This window comes from Acinetobacter sp. WC-323 (assembly GCF_000314615.1).
GTDB lineage: Bacteria > Pseudomonadota > Gammaproteobacteria > Pseudomonadales > Moraxellaceae > Acinetobacter > Acinetobacter courvalinii.
Genome location: NZ_AMZS01000035.1, coordinates 41355 through 57868, shown reverse-complemented (window position 1 = coordinate 57868; position 16514 = coordinate 41355). Strand labels below are relative to the sequence as shown.

Genomic DNA, 16514 nt, shown 5'->3' with positions numbered 1-16514 from the left:
CCTATACGAGGTTTTTCTTCATATGGTTATCGATTTTAAGCAAGACATTCTCTCCCCTGTTGCGACAGATTTTGCTGCGATGGATCGCCTCATCAATGAAGGAATTAGCTCAAAAGTCGGTTTGGTGATGAGTGTCAGCAAGCATGTGGTCGAAGCCGGTGGCAAACGCATGCGTCCGATTATGTGCCTACTTGCAGCCCGTGCCTGCGGTTTGGCCGATATGCAACAGGCCCAGCATCTGGCGGCGGTGATTGAAATGCTGCACACCGCTACACTGGTCCATGATGATGTGGTCGATGAATCGAGCTTGCGCCGTGGTCGTCCAACCGCCAATGCAACCTGGAACAACCAGACTGCGGTTCTGGTCGGTGATTTCCTGATCTCACGTGCGTTTGATCTGTTGGTTGATCTGAATAACATGACCTTATTGAAAGATTTTTCAACCGGAACTTGTGAAATCGCGGAAGGTGAAGTCCTGCAACTGCAATCACAGCACCAGCCGGATACCACCGAAGAAACCTATCTCAGCATTATTCACGGCAAAACATCACGTTTATTCGAACTTGCGACTGAAGGTGCGGCAATTTTAGCGGGGGCGGAAGAATACCGGGAACCGTTACGCCGCTTCGCTGGCCATTTTGGCAATGCCTTTCAGATCATCGATGATATTTTGGATTACACCTCCGATGCAGAAACATTAGGTAAAAATATCGGTGATGATTTAATGGAAGGTAAACCGACTTTACCGTTAATTTCAGCATTAGCTCATTCAACTGGTGATGATCATGCGATTATTCGTCGCAGTATTGCAACAGGTGGTGTTGAGCAACTGGACAAAGTGATTGAGATTGTTCATCACTCTGGTGGCCTGGAATATTGTCAAAAACGTGCTCAGCAGGAAACAGATGCGGCTTTGGAAGCATTAAAAGCGCTGCCTGATAATGAATATCGCCAAGCACTGATCAATTTGACGCTCATGGCTTTACATCGACTACAATAATTTTTCTGACTGCTTATGCATTTAACTTTATCTGATCTTTTTTTAAAAATGCAGGAACAGCTTGATCAACCTCAAGCTGTTCTTGATGAAAATCTCCTGATTGAACTGGTCAATCGTATCCGCCCTAAAAATCCAAACGATGCGGATGAAGTCAAACAACATATTCACGCCCTGATCAGAATCTTATTACTTACCCCAACCTCTGCCATTCTGCTACAAAACTTTTTACTCAAACTGATCAGCCAATATAAACAGATTAGTTTATATGCCGATAGCGGCATTCTTTCGCTGGATGGTTTCTGGAATCAGTTAGGACAGCGTTTAGGGGCGCATTTCCTGCCGCTGGTCGAGGATGGTCAACAACTGAAAACCCTGATTGGAAAAGTCTTTCATCAGGAAAATGATTATGAATGGCTTGATCTGATCGATAATCAGGACTGGACGACCTTATTTAACCTCTTGGCTGAAAGTCAAAGCAATACCATCGAAAAACAGGTTTCCAAAAACGAACTGATCAAGGCAATTACGGTTTTATCTTACCGGATTAGCGGAATTGGCCTGTATCCTGAGTTTATTAATGCTCAGCCGGACATTATCGAATACGAATCGCCTTTTCTGGTTCAGAACCGCGATATCATTGAGTTCATTGAGAAATATAAAAAACAGATTGAAGATCAGGATGCGGTTGTAGTTTTACCCCCACCTGATGCCTCACAAGCCTTTGTAATGCTGGACCAGTGTCGTGATGTGGTACTTAAAATACGTCGTGCCACCAAACGGATCGGGGTCAGTATCAGTCTGACCTATCTGCTATCGTTACTGGAGCAGTCTCTGGACCGGATTGAACTGTTGCTGACACTCTTGGCCAGTAAAACCGAAGCGCGCTATACCGCACTGGGTGAATTGATCATCGATTTGACCAAAGCGCATTATGACAGTAAAAGTGTTCGTCATTTACTTAACTCGACCAGTGAACTGATCGCCCTTCAGGTGACTGAAAACGCCAGTAGAACGGGTGAGCATTATGTAAGTACCGACAAGGCTGGCTTCTTTGGTATGTACAAGGCAGCGGCTGGCGCAGGTGTGATTATTGCCATCATGGCAAGTCTCAAAATTTTAACTGCACGTTTAGTGCTTGCGCCATTAATGCAAGCCTTTTTGTTCAGTATGAATTATTCGCTGGGCTTTTTACTGATTCACGTGTTGCACTTTACAGTGGCGACCAAACAGCCGGCCATGACAGCGGCTGCACTTGCAACCACGGTACAGCAACAGAAAGGCAGTAAAACCGCACAGATTGCTGAACTGGCCGCTTTGATTATTAATATTATCCGAACCCAGTTTATTGCGATTCTGGGGAATATTTCGATTGCGATTCCGACGGCGGCGCTGATTACCTTTTTGTGGCAATACAATCTGGGAGAACCGCTGCTTAACCACGCCAAATCGGCAAAAATTCTGCATAGCCTCAACCCCTTCACTTCTTTAGCGGTGCCTCATGCAGCAATAGCCGGTGTCTGTCTGTTTTTATCCGGCCTGATTGCCGGCTATTTTGATAATCTGGCCGTCTATCGTAAGGTAGGGCCGCGTCTAAGACAGCATCCACGTCTCAAGCGCTGGATGGGACAAAAACGTCTGGATAAATTTGCAAGCTATATTGAGACCAATCTCGGTGCCTTGGCCGGTAATTTCCTGTTCGGGATTATGCTGGGAAGTATGGGTACGATTGGATTCATTCTGGGTTTACCTTTGGATATCCGTCATATTGCCTTTGCCTCGGCGAACTTTATCCAGGGTCTAATGACTATTGGTAATCCGGATATCGGTCTGATTATCGTGTCGTTCCTCGGCGTCCTGCTCATTGGTCTCACCAACTTGTTCGTCAGCTTTACCTTGACCATTATTGTGGCTTTGCGTGCTCGCCGGGTTCGTTTTGCACAATGGAAACCTTTGGCCAAATTAGTGATGACCCACTTCCTGACCCGACCAAGCGATTTTTTCTGGCCGCCAAAGCAACCGGTTGAAGTGGAAGAGCAGCCTAAAAACGCCTCATCATCTCATTAACTTTGTACAGAAAAGTCAGCAAACTACAAGTCTAACATTTGAACTATTTTTGGATATAATCAACCCGCCAGAAATAGTTTCAATAGATCGGTTGTCCCTTTCTATGCTGGGCTTGATGCAACAGGTGATCGCTGATCTGAACTGGATTTTTTAGTTAAACTTAAAAAAACGGGCACAGCGGATGCGGTGAATTTATGACTTTATTTTTACAGATGTTCTGTCAGAAACTTGATGGATTGATGCATTCTAAACAGCTGGAAAAGTGATTACAGCGCATGAATACCACATTAAACACTTAAAAGCCAAAATGAGATATGCATCAAATTTTGTTATGTTTTTTTACTGAACCTTAAAAAAACTTCAAAATGAAATTATCATAAAATTTCAAGACTTGACCTAAAGTGTACTCACGAGTACACTTTCAAACACTCAACAACCCTGAACAACGGTTAAGCAAATAATGAGTAGCGCATGCCGTACCTATTGCTTTGTATTGGTTGCTTTTTTTTAGGACTCGGTGCGATTGGATTCATGAATGCCAACGCATCAACTTTAGACCTTTTTAGTGTTCAAGCTTTTTTTGAGCACCGTTCATTTACGCTTAACCATGTGACAGTTCTGCTCTCCCGTCTGGGTGGCATGCCTTTTTTATTATTTTTAACCTCTCTTTTGTGTGTGTACCAAAGCCGGATTAAAAATTATAGGAATGTGACCTTTATCGCTTTAAGCGTGAGTGGCAGTATTGTGATTGGTTGGCTTCTGAAATGGAGCATTGATCGGCCAAGACCAATGGAGTTTTATCACTTGGTTCAAAGTTATGGCGCATCCTTCCCAAGTGCCCATAGCCTTTATGCTGCAACCCTGGCGAGTATCATCATGTTGTTATGCCAACAACATAAATATCTCACCAGTGTCATTTTAGTATCTACTTTATGGTTTATTTTCATGGGGATATCTAGAGTTTATGCGGGGGTTCACTACCCGACCGACGTTCTGGCCGGTTGGGGAATTGGGTTGATTTGGACTGCGTTGCTTTGGTTTGGGCTGTATCAAAGCACTTTCAGCAACAATTTGTTTTTAGATAAAAAATCTAAATTGAGGTGGAATAATGATGTCGGCTAAGCTTTGGGCTCCTGCCCTCACTGCTTGCGCATTAGCAACAAGCATTGCGCTTGTTGGTTGTAGCAAAGATCCTAAAGATGCACAGCAAGCTGCTGCTGCTCAAAAAATGCCACCTGCTGAAGTAGGTGTCATTGTTGCTCAACCACAAAGCGTTGAACAGAACGTCGAACTGTCAGGCCGAACCTCTGCATATCAAGTTTCAGAAGTTCGTCCGCAAACAGGCGGCGTAATTTTAAAACGATTATTTGCTGAAGGTAGCTACGTTCAGGCAGGTCAAGCACTCTATCAAATTGATGCAAATACCAACCGTGCGACTGCAGACAATGCACGTGCGGCGTTATTACGTCAACAAGCGAACCTGAATGCTTTACGCGTAAAAGAAGGCCGTTATCGTCAACTTGTGGGAACCAATGCGGTTTCTAAACAAGAGTATGACGATATCAATGCTCAGGTCAAACTGGCTGAAGCAGATGTTGCAGCGTCTCAAGCCGCATTGAAAAATGCTGAAATTACCTTGGGCTACTCAACTGTACGTGCGCCAATTTCTGGTCAGTCTAGCCGTTCTTCGGTGACACCAGGTGCATTGGTGACTGCAAACCAGGCCGATCCATTGGTGACCATTCAACAACTTGATCCGATCTATGTGGATATTAACCAATCAAGTGCCGAGTTATTGCGTCTGCGTCAACAACTGAGCAAAGGCAGTTTGAATAACAGTAACAATACCCGTGTCAAAATCACGCTTGAAGATGGGTCGGAATACCCTGTCGAAGGCCAGCTGGCATTCTCTGATGCAAGTGTCAACCCGGATACAGGTACCGTGACTTTACGTGCGGTGTTCTCGAATCCAAACCATTTGTTATTACCAGGCATGTATGCAACTGCAAAGATTTCGCAAGGGATTTTGCCTAATGCTTACCTGATTCCACAAGCAGCGGTATCTCGTTTACCGACAGGACAAGCCATTGCAATGGTTGTCAATGCCAAAGGTGTGATTGAAACCCGTCCGGTCACCACTGCTGGTGTCAAAGGTCAGGACTGGATTATAACGAATGGCCTACAGGCTGGTGATAAAGTTGTTGTTGACGGTGTGGCTAAGGTCAAAGAAGGACAGGAAGTGTCTGTAAAACCTTATCAACCAAAAGCAGCTGAAGGTCAGAATGCAGCGCCAAAAGCAGCTGAACAACAAAAGCAAGCCAACTCACCAAAAGCTGAACAAAAAGCAACTTCAGAAGCTTAAGGGGTAGATTGCATGGCTCAATTTTTTATCCATCGCCCAATTTTCGCTTGGGTGATTGCACTGGTCATTATGTTGGCGGGGATTATCACGCTGACAAAGATGCCAGTTGCACAATATCCGACAATTGCTCCCCCCACGGTCACGATTTCTGCGACTTATCCTGGGGCTTCTGCTCAAACTGTTGAAAATACCGTTACCCAGATCATTGAACAACAAATGAATGGTCTGGATGGGTTACGTTACATTTCATCGAACAGTGCGGGTAATGGTCAAGCATCCATTAACTTGAACTTCGAACAAGGTATCGATCCGGATATCGCACAGGTTCAGGTTCAAAACAAATTGCAATCGGCAACAGCGCTGTTACCTGCTGACGTACAACGTCAGGGTGTAAAAGTCACCAAGTCTGGCGCCAGCTTCTTGCAGGTTATCGCGTTCTATTCGCCAGATAACAGCCTGTCTGCATCGGACATTAAAGACTATGTAAACTCAAACATTTCTGAACCGCTAAGCCGTGTTGCAGGTGTGGGTGAACTACAGGTGTTTGGTGGTTCGTATGCGATGCGTGTCTGGTTAGATCCGGCAAAACTGACCAGCTTTAACCTGACACCAAACGATGTGGCAACCGCAATTCGTGCACAAAACTCGCAAGTTGCAGTCGGTCAGCTCGGTGGTGCGCCATCAACAGCAGGCCAAGTCCTGAATGCGACGGTAAATGCACAAAGCATGTTGCAAACACCTGAGCAATTTAAAAACATCTTCCTGAAAAACTCTTCAGATGGTGCACAGGTACGTTTGGGTGATGTTGCTCGTGTAGAATTGGGTTCTGATAACTATCAGTTCGACTCGAAATTTAATGGTAACCCTGCGGGTGGTGTTGCAATCAAGCTTGCAACCGGTGCCAACGCACTTGATACAGCAGCAGCGGTTGAAAAACGTTTATCCGAGTTACGTCATAACTATCCAAGCGGTTTAAAAGACAAGCTTGCGTATGACACCACTCCGTTTATTCGTCTATCAATTGAAAGTGTTGTCCACACGCTGATTGAAGCAGTGGTCTTGGTATTTATCGTGATGTTCCTGTTCTTGCAGAACTGGCGCGCAACGATTATTCCAACTCTGGCGGTACCAGTCGTTGTACTGGGTACATTTGCCGTAATTAATATCTTCGGTTTCTCGATTAACACCTTGACCATGTTCGCCATGGTACTGGCCATCGGTCTTCTGGTGGATGATGCCATCGTTGTGGTCGAGAACGTTGAACGGGTCATGCAAGAAGAACATCTGGAACCTGTGCCTGCGACTGAAAAGTCGATGAGTCAGATTTCCGGTGCGCTGGTGGGTATTACCAGTGTATTAACCGCGGTATTCGTACCGATGGCATTCTTTAGCGGAACCACCGGGGTAATTTACCGTCAGTTCTCCATCACCTTGGTTACGGCGATGATCCTTTCTTTGATCGTGGCATTAACTTTTACCCCTGCCCTGTGTGCGACCCTGTTAAAGCAACATGATCCAAACAAAGAACAAAGCAATAACATTTTTGCGCGTTTCTTCCGCTGGTTTAACCGTAGTTTTGAAAAAGTTGCAGAGAAATACCAAGGTGGTGTCAATCGCATGACTCACCACAAGTTATTCTCTGGTGTGCTTTATATTGCGGTGATCGCAGCTTTGGTCGGCATCTACAAAATGTTGCCATCTTCATTCTTGCCAGAAGAAGACCAGGGTGTGGTCATGACCTTAGTGCAGTTACCACCGAGCGCAAGCTTGGAGCGTACGGACAAAGTCATTGATACCATGACAGGCTATTTCCTGAACAAGGAAAAAGAAAACGTCGATTCGATCTTTACTGTGGCTGGTTTCTCATTCACAGGGGTCGGTCAAAACGCGGGTCTGGCCTTCATCAAGTTAAAAGACTGGAGCGAGCGTACAACGCCTGAATCACAGATCGGTGCCATTATTCAACGTGGTATGGCATTGAACATGATTGTGAAAGATGCATCGTACATCATGCCATTACAGTTACCGGCAATGCCTGAACTGGGTGTCGCGTCTGGTTTCGATATCCAGTTGAAAGATGTAAGCGGTCAAGGTCATGAGAAACTGATTGCGGCACGTAATGCGGTATTAGGTATGGCATCACAAGACAAACGTCTTGCCGGTGTACGTCCGAATGGTCAGGAAGATACACCACAGTACCAGATCACCATTGATCAGGCGCAAGCAGGTGCAATGGGTGTAAGCCTGGCAGATATTAACAGCACCATGAGCATGGCTTGGGGTGGTTCATATATCAATGACTTCGTTGACCGTGGTCGTGTGAAGAAAGTTTATGTTCAGGGTGAAGCGAATACACGCATGATGCCTGAAGACCTAAACAAGTGGTATGTACGTAATAACAAGGGTGAAATGGTTCCATTCTCTGGCTTTGCCAAAGGTGAATGGACTTATGGTTCTCCTCGTCTAGAGCGTTATAACGGCGTATCATCGGTGAACATTCAGGGTACCCCTGCACCGGGCGTCAGCTCTGGTGATGCAATGATCGCCATGGAAGAAATCATTGGTAAGTTACCATCAATGGGCTTAACCGGTTTCGACTATGAGTGGAGTGGTTTATCTCTGGAAGAACGTGATTCTGGTAGCCAGACAGCACCATTACTGGTTCTTTCATTATTGATCGTCTTCCTGTGTCTTGCTGCATTATATGAAAGCTGGTCAGTCCCTGTGTCGGTATTACTGGTTGTACCATTAGGTATCGTCGGTGCATTTACACTGACCTGGTTAGGTATGATCATTAAAGGAGATCCAAACTTATCCTTTAACATCTATTTCCAGGTGGCAATTGTTGCGGTGATTGGTCTTTCAGCGAAGAACGCCATTCTGATTGTCGAATTCGCCAAAGAATTGCAAGAACAAGGTGAAGACCTGTTTGAAGCAACCTTACATGCAGCAAAAATGCGTTTACGTCCAATCGTCATGACTACACTGGCTTTCGGTTTCGGTGTACTGCCACTTGCCCTTGCAAGCGGTGCCGGTGCAGGTAGCCAACACTCGGTCGGTTATGGTGTACTGGGTGGTGTAATTTCTTCAACACTTTTAGGTATCTTCTTCATCCCTGTATTCTTCGTGTGGATTCGTAGTATCTTTAAGTACAAACCTAAAACTTTAAATACTCAGGAGCATTGATCGTGATGCAAACTGTATGGTCTATTTCCAGTCGTGGCATTGCAATCTCTGCACTCGCGCTGTCTTTGGCTGCCTGCCAAAGCATGCGCGGGCCAGAGCCTGTGGTAAGCTCAGATATTCCTGAAAGCTACGCGTCTTATGGCAATGCTTCTGGAACATCAATCGCGGAACAAGGTTACAAAGATTTCTTTGCTGACCAGCGCTTACTGCAAGTGATTGATATGGCGCTTGCCAATAACCGTGATTTACGTACTGCTACTTTGAATATTCAAAAAGCTCAGCAGCAATACCAGATCTCGGAAAACAACCAGTTGCCAACCATTGGCGCAAGTGGTAGTGCCGTTCGTCAGGTCACCCCTAGCCGTGATCCGGGCAACCCCTATTCAACCTATCAGGTGGGCTTGGGTCTGACGTCTTATGAGCTGGATTTCTGGGGTCGTGTACGCAGCCTGAAAGATGCAGCCCTGGATAGCTATCTCGCGACGCAAAGTTCACGTGATGCCACGCAAATCAGCTTAATTGGTCAGGTCACTCAGGCTTGGTTAAATTACTCGTTTGCAAGTGCACAACTTAAACTTGCCGATCAGACGCTAAAAGCGCAACAAGACTCGTTTAACCTGAACAAAAAACGTTTTGATGTCGGTATCGATAGTGAAATTCCTGTGCGTCAGGCACAGATTTCAGTTGAAACAGCACGTAATGATGTGGCCAACTACAAAACCCAGATTGCTCAGGCACAAAACCTGTTGAACTTACTGGTGGGCCAGCAGGTTCCTCAGAATCTGTTGCCGCAACAGCAAGTTGCACGTATCACCCGACAAGGTGTATTAAGTGCCGGTTTACCAAGTGACTTATTGAACAACCGTCCGGATGTCAAAGCCTCTGAATACCAGTTAAGTGCTGCGGGTGCGAATATTGGTGCTGCCAAAGCACAACTGTTCCCAACCATTAGCCTGACCGGTTCTGCGGGTTATGCATCGACTGACTTGAGTGATTTATTCAAATCAGCCAATGGATTATGGTCAATTGGTCCAAGCCTGAATATCCCGATCTTTGACTGGGGTACACGTAAGGCCAACATCAAAATCTCTGAAACAGATCAGAAAATTGCATTGGCTAACTATGAGAAGTCTGTCCAGTCAGCTTTCCGTGAAGTGAATGATGCCTTGGCAACACGTGCCAACATTGGCGATCGTTTAACTGCGCAACGCCGTTTGGTTGATGCGACCAATACGACCTATAAACTTTCAAATGCCCGCTTCCGTGCCGGTATTGATAGTTACCTGACCGTGTTGGATGCTCAGCGTTCTGCTTACTCAGCGGAACAAGGCTTGTTGTTATTGCAACAGGCTGACCTGAACAATCAGGTTGAGCTCTATAAAACACTGGGTGGCGGCCTAAAAGCCTCAACCAGCGAGACGGTTACGCACCAGCCTTCAAGCTCACAACAGCATTACGCAAAATAATTTGATTTTGCAGACAAAAAAGCTCACTTCGGTGAGCTTTTTTATTGCAACAATTGCGAATATTTCTTATCTTCAAATACTGAAATATTGATGATTTAGAAGAAGACGATGTTACTGAGCAGTTTAGAGTCTGTACCCGGCCATGAAATTTTACGTCAGCTTGATGTGGTTTATGGCAGCACCGTCCGCAGTAAGCATGTCGGACGTGACCTGATGGCGGGTTTAAAGAATATTGTCGGCGGTGAACTGACAGGCTATACCGAACTACTCGAAGAGTCACGCCAAGAAGCCACTCAACGGATGATTGATAAGGCAAAAGCTTTAGGTGCCAATGCCATTGTGGGCATCCGTTTCTCGACCTCAAATATTGCCCAAGGTGCATCTGAGCTGTTTGTTTATGGTACAGCGGTGGTGGTGCAGCCTGTTGCGCCTAAACTCCCTGATCCATTCGGCGCATAGGCAAGCGTATGGAAGGATTAATTTTTCAGATTGTCCTGTTTCTGATCCTGTTTACTGTGGGTTGGGGCTTTGGTCGCCATATCGAGCAAAAACACTTACGTGAACTGGATCAAAAAGAACAACAGTTCGCCCATATCCGGATCGATACCAATCGCTTTGTACACCCCACAGCACCCGGGCAAATGATCAGCAGTAATGTGGTGATCTCTCACGATTATTTTAAATATGTCCTGGCCTCCATTCGCAACTTCTTTGGGGGGCGTCTGGTCAGCTATGAAAGTGTGGTGGAACGTGCGCGTCGTGAAGCTGTGGTTCGCCTGAAGCAAGAAGCACATGCCATGGGCGCTAAACAGATTATGGGGGTTCGCCTCAGTACGACAGAACTGGGAATGCAAGGTGGCATGGTTGAAGTGTTTGCTTATGGAACGGCCATCATCGAATAAGCTGTTCCAGTCGCATATTCTCAAGCCGCAACAGTCATATCGAACACAATAAAAAAATGCCTCATGGCTTGAGGCATTTTTTATGACTAGGATTTTCAGGTTAATGAAATAAAACGATCGCCTTTTGTAAGGTAAAACAAATGCCTGCCAGTAAAGGCAGACCCACCACCAGCCAAGCCAGTACCACGGTAATTGTCTTGGAAGGTGCATGTGCTACACCATGATTCAGACTGGAATCTTGCGGTAATTTCTCATGAGCCAAGGCCTTCTCGGCAGCCAATTCAGCCTCGGTCATGTATTGATCTTCATCAACCGGCTTGACCATTAAATTGAGGACAAATCCAATGGCTAGCATAGCCGCCAGAATATACATGGTCGTATCATAAGATTGGGCTTGAGCCACGCCATGCGCCAGTTGATAATCTCGAATATTGGTAATCAGCAAGGTGCCCAATACCCCTGCCACAGACCATGCAGTCAGCAAACGACCATGAATTGCCCCGACCATTTGGGTACCAAAAATATCCGCCAGATAAGCAGGTACTGTGGCAAAGCCCCCACCATACATGGACAGAATGACGCAGAAAGCTAAAACGAATAAAGGCAGGTTTTCGGCATGAGCCAGTTGAGGGATCGAAACGTATAACAAGAAGCCTAAGGCCAGAAAAATGAAATAGGTATTTTTACGACCAATAAAATCCGATGCAGATGCCCAGAAGAACCGCCCACCAATATTGAATAATGACAGTAAACCGGTAAATCCTGCGGCAAAGGTCGCAATCTGCATTTTTTGTTCGGTATTTAATTCATTGATTCCGATCTCTAAACCGATCAGACGCCCACCAAACACTTCCTGCAACAACGGAGAAGCCATCGCTAAAATGCCAATACCTGCCGAAACATTTAAGCACAGTACGCCCCAAATCAGCCAAAACTGCTTGGTTTTCCATGCCTTATTTAAATGTACATGACGACTGGTGACCAGCGCATTCGCTTGGCTTGCTGCGGGTTGCCAGCCACTTGGTTTCCAGTTTGAAGGCGGAATCCGATAACCAAATGCACCTCCCATCATAAAAACAAAGTAAACGGCGGCTAAGACCAGAAAGGTTTGCCATACACCTACCGAAATATCGGTTGCGAAAAACTTCATCAACTGATCCGCGAGCGGCGCGCCAATCATGGCACCGCCACCAAAGCCCATAATCGCAAGACCTGTGGCGAGACCTCGACGATCCGGGAACCACTTGATCAGGGTCGATACAGGCGAAATATAACCCAGCCCCAGCCCGATGCCTCCCACTCCTCCTCCTAGCCACAACAGCCACAACTGATGCGTATATACACCTAGCGCCGCCAGAATCAAACCACCAGCCCAGCAAAATGCCGCAACCACACCCGCTTTACGCGGTCCTGCATGCTCAAGCCACCCCCCAAATAAAAAGGCAGATGAGCCCAGGAATACAAAAAACAAGGTGTACATGATGCTTAGGGTAGACACTGTCCAATCACAGGTCGTGGTGAACAGTTGTTCAAGCAAACCGATATCTTTACATTCAATCGGCGCATCAATTCCCAGAGCTTTGGATAAGGGCAACCAAAATACGGAAAAGCCATAGGCCATACCAATACTGAGATGAATTGCCAGTGCGGCAGGTGGCAGTAGCCAACGGTTATAGCCCGAGTGGGCAATCGTACGTTCCTTGGCCAAAAGTGAAAGTCGTCGTTCCATCTACAATCTCCATGCCTTCACGATTAAAGTGAGGCAAGCTTTTTTCATTTTTGTGCAACCCTAAGCAGCGCTCAGACCTGCTTGCTACGGTGTGGTTCTATTGGGGCAAAGCTCAATCGACCTACCGATTGTGCATAACATCCGTCATTTGGATCAAACCGCTTTTACCCATTAAAAATAAAGAAATAATTTAATAAATTTTAACGGCCCTGTGTCATATACAGGACCTTGGCCCTATTCTGCAAAAATCGCTTGCCAGTAGTGATAGGTTTTTTCTTCGCCATTGTCCAGCTTGAACTCATACGACAGCTGACGTGTTTCCGCGATTTCAAACTCGACAGGATATTTGAATAAAGCACCTGCATAAGCAAAGCTATGATATTCGCCATTTTCACCACAGACATCCACCTCCGCTGGCATACGCTCAAGCAAAGCGGCATCAATATCCTGCCCGATAAAGGATTCATCAAGTTTGCTGGCATCGGTCACGATGATTTTGGTTTTGATTCCTGAATCCAGAAAATCCTGCATCACCTCAGCCGAGTTCAGATTCCAGATCGGCTCCACCACTTCAATGCCTAAAGGGTGCAAACGCTCTTCACGATATTTGCGCACATCACTCAAGTAAATATCGCCAAAGATAAAATGCTCCACCCCTTGCGCCTTAAAGTGATTGGCGGCGTCCAGCATACGTTGTTCATATACGGGAAGGTTCTTGGGTAGAAATACCGGATAAAGCGGAATGCCAATACTCTCAGCCTGTTTTTCAAGCAATGTATGCGGAATGGCATGCATCGAAGACAATGCGGTCTCTTCATTGACCGTGGTCAATAGTGCGATAACCTGAAACTCTTTTTCTTGTAAGACCTTATACAAGGCCAAAGCAGAGTCTTTGCCCCCGCTCCAGTTAAAAACGGCTTTCTTGCGGCTATCTACTGTCATTTCATTCTACCTTTGGCATCTATCAGTCAGACCAGTTTTTCATTATTTCAGGCAACTACATGATACTTGTGACATATAAAAGCAATAGTAAAGTTAAGCCCGCAAACCCCCAAATCACACGAGGCACAATTGTTGGTTTCTTTTTAATCATAATCGGCAAAGCAATCAGGGTAGCTAGAAAGCTGATCGGTGCTGTCAACATAAAAACGAAGATCGCAGCATAGCCGCTGCCACCTTCAAAGTCTGCCATATTAAAGGTGAATAGCCAGCTCAATCCGCCACCCACAACAATGCTGGCAGGTAACGCAAGCAACACATAGCTGACAATAGAGGCAATCGATACACGATGGCCAGAGACAGAGTCAGGCAAACGCGGGCTATCGATCATGGCTACACTCTTTTAAATACCTCATTGTGATACTTACTTCACTTTCATTTTGCGGATCATTTTATACAGCAAACCCGGCGATAAACGCGACACCAGAACACCGAGCTGCTCTTTTTTACCCCCCACCACAATGTATTCGTCCCCTGCCATCAAGGATTCCACCACCCGTTCGGCAAATACATCGGCATCCAGACCATTTTCAATCGCTTCATCCTGATGGCCTTGCGGTTTACCTTCACCGTTTAAGGCATTGAAAGACACATTGGTTTTGACAAAACCGGGGAAAACTACTGACACTTCAACACCGTCATTGGCAACTTCGGCACGTAAGCTATTGGCCCACATGTGAATGGCAGCTTTGGCTGCTGAATAAGTCGCGCGATATTGCGTACCGAGTAGGCCTGCAACACTGGAGACAAATACTACACGGCCTGATTTTTGTTTCAGCAAGGTCGGCAATACGGTCTTGGTGAAGAACACTTGCGAAAAGTAATCGACTTCCATAATGGCACGTTCAGTATGCATGGTGGTGTCCTGAATCAAGGCACGCTGGCTCAGACCGGCATTATTGATCAACCAGTCAATCCGCCCTTTACTTGCCAGAACCTGTTCATGCGCATGGCGAACCTGAGCTTCATCGGTAATATCAGCAGCAATTGAAAGATGCTGTTCTGGCTTGAGTAAGCCCACACGTACCGCTTCCAGCTCATCGTAACGGCGTGAAGTCAAAACCACCTGTGCACCTTGTAGTGCACATTCTCGTGCCAGTGCTTTGCCTAAACCCGAAGAAGCACCCGTAATCCAGACCACTTTATTTTCAAGACTTTTCAGTTTTGCCATTTTTATATCCTGCCTATGCTGAATGGCGCATAAATTTGAGGAAGTAATCCACATACGTTGCAGCCAGTTGCTGATCAATCTGGGTACTTAATTTTTCCAAACGTTTATATCCCAGATGCGTGGTCATATTGATCACGCCATTTAAGGTTTTATCCACCACAAAATTGAACTTTAAACATTTTTTCGGTTCACGAATCAAGTGATCAACCCCTGCATCAATGACTTCGGTGAGTAATTTAAGTGAATTTGAAATTTCATTATGATCGCCATTTGCCAGTTTCTGGCTAGATGCCTTGACCTGCTTTGCCAACGGTTGCTTGACCGGATAAGTCATATAAATGGTTTCATCTTCGATCTGTAAAGTTTTTGAAAGATATTCAACCAGAGGAATTAAACGATCATTGCCAAAAAATGAAATCGACCACGGCATATATTTACGAATCGCTTCCAAAATTTGCTGAATCACTTTTTCGGATTCACCTGTTTGCGAATATTGTTTATTTTCTTGTAATAGAACGATAAAAACCTGCTCAACGACTTCACAAGCCATTTCGGATAAGACACTCCCTAAAGCGCTAGCCTGACTTTCTTTATTTCCTTGTAATAATTGCGTTCGAATATGCGCAAACCTTGCGTAAGTGTCCGCATGAATATTTAAAAAAACGGCGGTGTTCATTCTAATAACCCTAATTGTTAGATTCCATAAAAAAGAGCTTGTTGAACAAGCCCTTTTATCCAATCTATTTTTCTATCATTTTTGGCGTTGTACCCGCCGAATTTATCACACTCTATTCTGTATCAACATGCATAAATGCTAAAAAATGGTTCACACAATCAGTTGCAGCATTGCTATCAACCTGATTGCTCATTTTTTCCAGACGTTTATAACTGAGATGGGCGGTCATATTAATCACGCCATTCAGGGTTTTATCCACCACCATATTAAAGTTGAGGCATTTTTTCGGTTCGCGGAACAAATTGGTCACACCCAAATCGACAATCTGGATCAAAGTCTGGAACACATCGACCATATCACTGATTTCATTATTTTTGAGTCTTGTCACTAAAGCATGTGCCTGTTGTACCAAATGCCGATCGATCGGATAAGACACATAGACCTGCTCGTCGTGATACTTGATCATATTGGAAAAATAATTAGCAAAAGGACATAAGCGTTCATTACCAAATAAAGCAATCGACCAAGGCATATATTTACGTACAGCACCAATGATTTGCTGGATGACTTTTTCAGATTCAGCCGTATATTTTTGCGTTAACTGGGTCGGCTGGCGATTCTGGATCAGTAACACTGAAAAGACCTGCTCAACGATATCACAGGCGATTTCCGACAAGACTTCTCCCAGCAGACGAGCCTGACTTTCAGGCGTCCCCGCATTCAATTGCTGGCGAATTGTTTCAAACTGTCCATGCCTAACTTCATTAATCTTCAATAGAATTGAATAACTCATGAGCCTCATCCCTTTTTAGTTTTCGCATTTTTATATTGTTGTTTTACGCATCAATATTTTTTAGTTATGTGATGCATTACACAAATCTAATCTTATTTATTTAAAAATCCAACGCCTTTCATCGGTTTTATGAGAAAAAATCAAAGTTTATAAGTGCCTGATCAGG

14 protein-coding genes are annotated in these 16514 nt (G+C 45.2%); 8 read left to right on the top strand and 6 right to left on the bottom strand.

The window, feature by feature from the left end:
• Positions 1–22 precede the first annotated feature (22 nt).
• The 8 genes from sdsA (at position 23) to ACINWC323_RS12350 (ending at position 10980) form a co-directional block, all read left to right on the top strand.
• Positions 23–1000, top strand: a complete 978-nt coding sequence (gene sdsA, locus ACINWC323_RS12315) for an All-trans-nonaprenyl-diphosphate synthase (RefSeq protein WP_005227061.1) — start codon at positions 23–25, stop codon at positions 998–1000.
• Positions 1001–1015: 15 nt separating this feature from the next.
• Positions 1016–3064 (top strand): site-specific recombinase, encoded by a 2049-nt coding sequence (locus ACINWC323_RS12320; RefSeq protein WP_009510895.1) that lies wholly within the window; start codon positions 1016–1018, stop codon positions 3062–3064.
• 471 nt (positions 3065–3535) lie between these two features.
• Positions 3536–4186: a phosphatase PAP2 family protein gene (locus tag ACINWC323_RS12325; RefSeq protein WP_009511122.1), complete on the top strand. Its 651-nt coding sequence runs from the start codon at positions 3536–3538 to the stop codon at positions 4184–4186.
• Positions 4173–5426: an efflux RND transporter periplasmic adaptor subunit gene (locus ACINWC323_RS12330; protein WP_005227058.1), complete on the top strand. Its 1254-nt coding sequence runs from the start codon at positions 4173–4175 to the stop codon at positions 5424–5426. The genes ACINWC323_RS12325 and ACINWC323_RS12330 overlap by 14 nt, the downstream gene beginning before the upstream one ends.
• Positions 5427–5438: 12 nt before the next feature.
• On the top strand, positions 5439–8612 hold the full coding sequence (locus tag ACINWC323_RS12335; protein WP_005288574.1) for an efflux RND transporter permease subunit: 3174 nt from the start codon (positions 5439–5441) through the stop codon (positions 8610–8612).
• A 5-nt stretch (positions 8613–8617) separates the two neighbouring features.
• On the top strand, positions 8618–10078 hold the full coding sequence (gene adeK, locus ACINWC323_RS12340) for a multidrug efflux RND transporter AdeIJK outer membrane channel subunit AdeK (RefSeq protein WP_005227056.1): 1461 nt from the start codon (positions 8618–8620) through the stop codon (positions 10076–10078).
• Positions 10079–10186: 108 nt separating this feature from the next.
• Positions 10187–10537: a YbjQ family protein gene (locus tag ACINWC323_RS12345; RefSeq protein ID WP_005227055.1), complete on the top strand. Its 351-nt coding sequence runs from the start codon at positions 10187–10189 to the stop codon at positions 10535–10537.
• An 8-nt stretch (positions 10538–10545) separates the two neighbouring features.
• Positions 10546–10980 (top strand): YbjQ family protein, encoded by a 435-nt coding sequence (locus ACINWC323_RS12350; protein WP_009511019.1) that lies wholly within the window; start codon positions 10546–10548, stop codon positions 10978–10980.
• Between the two features lie 100 nt (positions 10981–11080).
• Here the strand turns inward: ACINWC323_RS12350 and ACINWC323_RS0118890 are convergent, their stop codons facing one another.
• The 6 genes from ACINWC323_RS0118890 to ACINWC323_RS12375 all read right to left on the bottom strand — a co-directional run bounded on the left by ACINWC323_RS0118890 (position 11081) and on the right by ACINWC323_RS12375 (position 16348).
• Positions 11081–12709 carry an OFA family MFS transporter gene (locus ACINWC323_RS0118890; protein ID WP_032881333.1) on the bottom strand — a complete coding sequence of 543 codons (1629 nt, stop codon included), beginning with the start codon at positions 12707–12709 and terminating at the stop codon, positions 11081–11083.
• Between the two features lie 234 nt (positions 12710–12943).
• Positions 12944–13651 (bottom strand): Dph6-related ATP pyrophosphatase, encoded by a 708-nt coding sequence (locus ACINWC323_RS12355; protein ID WP_009511236.1) that lies wholly within the window; start codon positions 13649–13651, stop codon positions 12944–12946.
• A gap of 55 nt (positions 13652–13706) precedes the next feature.
• Positions 13707–14039 (bottom strand): hypothetical protein, encoded by a 333-nt coding sequence (locus ACINWC323_RS12360; RefSeq protein WP_009511266.1) that lies wholly within the window; start codon positions 14037–14039, stop codon positions 13707–13709.
• Between the two features lie 33 nt (positions 14040–14072).
• Positions 14073–14879, bottom strand: coding sequence for an SDR family NAD(P)-dependent oxidoreductase (locus ACINWC323_RS12365; RefSeq protein WP_009511058.1), 807 nt, complete (start codon positions 14877–14879; stop codon positions 14073–14075).
• A 13-nt stretch (positions 14880–14892) separates the two neighbouring features.
• A complete protein-coding gene (locus ACINWC323_RS12370) occupies positions 14893–15555 on the bottom strand; it encodes a hypothetical protein (protein ID WP_032881332.1) in 663 nt (220 codons plus the stop codon).
• A gap of 112 nt (positions 15556–15667) precedes the next feature.
• A complete protein-coding gene (locus ACINWC323_RS12375; RefSeq protein ID WP_009511308.1) occupies positions 15668–16348 on the bottom strand; it encodes a hypothetical protein in 681 nt (226 codons plus the stop codon).
• Positions 16349–16514: the final 166 nt, after the last annotated feature.

Excerpts from the sequence above, each read along its gene's own strand:
- ACINWC323_RS12370 (WP_032881332.1), bottom strand. The coding sequence starts at position 15,555 with ATGAACACCGCCGTTTTTTTAAATATTCATGCGGACACTTACGCAAGG.
- ACINWC323_RS12325 (WP_009511122.1), top strand. The coding sequence starts at position 3,536 with ATGCCGTACCTATTGCTTTGTATTGGTTGCTTTTTTTTAGGACTCGGT.
- ACINWC323_RS0118890 (WP_032881333.1), bottom strand. The coding sequence starts at position 12,709 with ATGGAACGACGACTTTCACTTTTGGCCAAGGAACGTACGATTGCCCAC.
- ACINWC323_RS12320 (WP_009510895.1), top strand. The coding sequence starts at position 1,016 with ATGCATTTAACTTTATCTGATCTTTTTTTAAAAATGCAGGAACAGCTT.
- ACINWC323_RS12330 (WP_005227058.1), top strand. The coding sequence starts at position 4,173 with ATGATGTCGGCTAAGCTTTGGGCTCCTGCCCTCACTGCTTGCGCATTA.
- ACINWC323_RS12350 (WP_009511019.1), top strand. The coding sequence starts at position 10,546 with ATGGAAGGATTAATTTTTCAGATTGTCCTGTTTCTGATCCTGTTTACT.
- ACINWC323_RS12365 (WP_009511058.1), bottom strand. The coding sequence starts at position 14,879 with ATGGCAAAACTGAAAAGTCTTGAAAATAAAGTGGTCTGGATTACGGGT.
- ACINWC323_RS12355 (WP_009511236.1), bottom strand. The coding sequence starts at position 13,651 with ATGACAGTAGATAGCCGCAAGAAAGCCGTTTTTAACTGGAGCGGGGGC.
- adeK (WP_005227056.1), top strand. The coding sequence starts at position 8,618 with ATGCAAACTGTATGGTCTATTTCCAGTCGTGGCATTGCAATCTCTGCA.
- ACINWC323_RS12345 (WP_005227055.1), top strand. The coding sequence starts at position 10,187 with ATGTTACTGAGCAGTTTAGAGTCTGTACCCGGCCATGAAATTTTACGT.
- ACINWC323_RS12375 (WP_009511308.1), bottom strand. The coding sequence starts at position 16,348 with ATGAGTTATTCAATTCTATTGAAGATTAATGAAGTTAGGCATGGACAG.
- ACINWC323_RS12360 (WP_009511266.1), bottom strand. The coding sequence starts at position 14,039 with ATGATCGATAGCCCGCGTTTGCCTGACTCTGTCTCTGGCCATCGTGTA.
- sdsA (WP_005227061.1), top strand. The coding sequence starts at position 23 with ATGGTTATCGATTTTAAGCAAGACATTCTCTCCCCTGTTGCGACAGAT.
- ACINWC323_RS12335 (WP_005288574.1), top strand. The coding sequence starts at position 5,439 with ATGGCTCAATTTTTTATCCATCGCCCAATTTTCGCTTGGGTGATTGCA.